This window comes from Stenotrophomonas sp. YIM B06876 (assembly GCF_030711595.1).
In the GTDB taxonomy this organism is placed as follows: Bacteria; Pseudomonadota; Gammaproteobacteria; order Xanthomonadales; family Xanthomonadaceae; genus Stenotrophomonas.
On sequence record NZ_JAUJUJ010000098.1, the window covers coordinates 1 to 2,693 of the forward strand.

The following is a 2,693-nucleotide window of genomic DNA, read 5'->3' on the forward strand; positions in this document are numbered from 1 at the left end:
GATGCCGTCGGAGGGGAAGTCTCCTTTTTACTCATTCAAGCCGAAGTCGCTTCGCGACTCGGCTTAATTCAAGTGTTAGGCTTTAACGGAGATTAGTATGAAGCATCTAACCGTTGCCGTAGTTGCTGCCCTGGCACTGTCGAGCTGCGCAACAGCAAAGAAAACTTACACATCTGACGGCCGCGAGGGATACACCATAACTTGCTCCGGACAGGCACTTTCCTGGGGAGAGTGCTATCAGAAGGCTGGGGAGATCTGCGGCAACAAGGGCTATGACACTCTTTCCCAGTCTGGCGACCAAGGCAGTACCGTTGTCGCTAACCAGTTCGGCCTTTATGGCGGGGCCGTTATAACCCGCAGCCTCGTCGTTGCGTGCAAGCAATAAAGCCTAACAATTCATTCAAGCCGACGTTGCTATCGCAACGCGGCTTAATTCAAATGTTAGGCCGTGTGCAAAAGCATCAGTAGTGGTGGTTGCTTCGGCAGGGGCGCGGTAGTTTTCCAGTCGGCTCCGGCTCGCAGTCCCACTCGGTTCGGCAATCGGATGGTTCACGGCTTCGGCTTATCGCTTCATTGGTCCGCTGCGCTTGGCTTTGTTGGCTTCGGGCGGCAATTCGCATCACGTATTTCCGGGCAGGCTTCATCTCGCAACTTGTGGCAAGCTCGGCTATCGGCAGCGGTGTCGGTGCGCACAGCAATAATCCTTGCACACCGGGCATCACTGCCTAACCAATCATTCAAGCCGACGCCGTTCCACGGCGCGGCTTAATTCAAGTGTTAGGCCGTGTGCAAAAGCATCAGTAGTTGTGGTTGCTTCGGCAGGGGCGCGGTAGTTTTCCGGTCGGCTCCGGCTCGCAATACCAACCGGCTTCGCAATCGGGTCGGTCACGGCTTCGGCTTATCGCTTCATTGGTCTGCTGCGCTTGGCTCCGTTGGCTTCGGGCGGCAATTCGCATCACGCATTTCCGGGCAGGCCTCATCCCGCAACTTGTGGCAAGCTCGGCTAGCGGCAGCGGTGTCGGTGCGCACAGCAATAATCCTTGCACACCGGGCATCACTGCCTAACCAATCATTCAAGCCGACGCCGTTCCACGGCGCGGCTTAATTCAAGTGTTAGGCCGTGTGCAAAAGCATCAGTAGTTGTGGTTGCTTCGGCAGGGGCGCGGTAGTTTTCCGGTCGGCTCCGGCTCGCAATACCAACCGGCTTCGCAATCGGGTCGGTCACGGCTTCGGCTTATCGCTTCATTGGTCTGCTGCGCTTGGCTCCGTTGGCTTCGGGCGGCAATTCGCATCACGCATTTCCGGGCAGGCCTCATCCCGCAACTTGTGGCAAGCTCGGCTAGCGGCAGCGGTGTCGGTGCGCACAGCAATAATCCTTGCACACCGGGCATCACTGCCTAACCAATCATTCAAGCCGACGCCGTTCCACGGCGCGGCTTAATTCAAGTGTTAGCGCTCATGAAAAGCAAACCACCACTCCTTTTGGTTATCGTCGCCATCCTTTATCTGGCATACCTAGCATGGATGCTGGTAGTTGACTTCACTCCTGTCGTTGCTGGGCGTCTCGCCATCTCCGCGCTGTTGTTCTTCTTTGTATTCCGGGGCAGCAGGATTGCGGGCAACATCTTGGCCATCTTGTGCGCGCTCAGTGCACTCGTTCTTCTGGTTGCTGCTGTTGCAACCTTCTCCACGGTTGCTCTTGGCGCTGTTCTGTTCACGGTCATTGCAGGGCTGCTGGCGGCATTCGCTGCCTACCTGTTTTTCAGTCCAGCCGTACGCGTCTTCCAAGGCAAGGTGCCTCAGGCTCCCGCGCCATGAGCGCTAGCAATTCATTCAAGCCGAACCCGCTTCGCGGGTCGGCTTAATTCAGGCGTTAGGCCGTGTGCAAAAGCATTTGTGGTGGTTGTTACTCCGGTAGGTGTGCGGTCGTTTTCCGGTCGGCTCCGGCTCGCAATATCAACCGGATTCGCAATCGGGTCGGTCATGGCTTCGGCTTATCGCTTCATTGGTCCGCTGCGCTTGGCTTTGTTGGCTTCGGGCGCAATTCGCATCACGCATTTCCGGGCAGACCTCATCCTGCAACTTGTGGCAAGCTCAGCTAGCGGCAGCGGTGTCGGTGCGCACAGCAATAATCCTTGCACACCGGGCATCACTGCCTAACCAATCATTCAAGCCGACGCCGTTCCACGGCGCGGCTTAATTCAAGCGTTAGGCGGCAGAAGAAACAATGCGACTAGCCATACTTCTCTTCGCTCTCGCATTAACGGCGTGCGCTTCACTTAGCAGCTCGCGTCCACCGACCGAGACAGAACTCGCTGCGGTGCAGTCGGCTGAGGCATTCGTTGCTCGCCACGGATATACGGCGGCCGGTCACCCGGCCGGGCTTCCCATCGAGAACGTTGAAGTGCTAGACCCAATCGCCAGTCGAGACGATCTCGTCAAATGGCGCAGGAACACGATGGAGCCAAAGGCATTCGGCATCGCTGAGGCAGCGCCAGGTGTCTCATGGGTACTCTTTCATGGGCCAGGGCAGTCAAACGGCTTCCGTGCTGTTCGCGTTGAGGGGACTAATGCGGTTCAGGTGGTACATTCGCAACTCATACTTAGTCGGCTGCACTGGGTTCGCGTTCCGGCGCACTAGGTCTGCCGCCTAACAATTCCCTAGGGAGCTTCCCGTCAACTCCGGCTGCATG

The 2,693-nt window shown here is 57.3% G+C and carries 2 protein-coding genes; both read left to right on the forward strand.

What is annotated here, in order from left to right; all coding sequences use genetic code 11:
* The first annotated feature begins 1,458 nt into the window (after positions 1 to 1,458).
* Entirely contained in the window at positions 1,459 to 1,818 is a 360-nt protein-coding gene (locus QZH66_RS14915) for a hypothetical protein (protein ID WP_305806702.1), read from the forward strand.
* Between the two features lie 165 nt (positions 1,819 to 1,983).
* A complete protein-coding gene (locus QZH66_RS14920) occupies positions 1,984 to 2,160 on the forward strand; it encodes a hypothetical protein (protein WP_305806703.1) in 177 nt (58 codons plus the stop codon).
* Positions 2,161 to 2,693 lie beyond the last annotated feature (533 nt).

Coding starts and splice junctions, on each gene's coding strand:
- QZH66_RS14915 (WP_305806702.1), top strand. CDS start 1,459: ATGAAAAGCAAACCACCACTCCTTTTGGTTATCGTCGCCATCCTTTAT.
- QZH66_RS14920 (WP_305806703.1), top strand. CDS start 1,984: ATGGCTTCGGCTTATCGCTTCATTGGTCCGCTGCGCTTGGCTTTGTTG.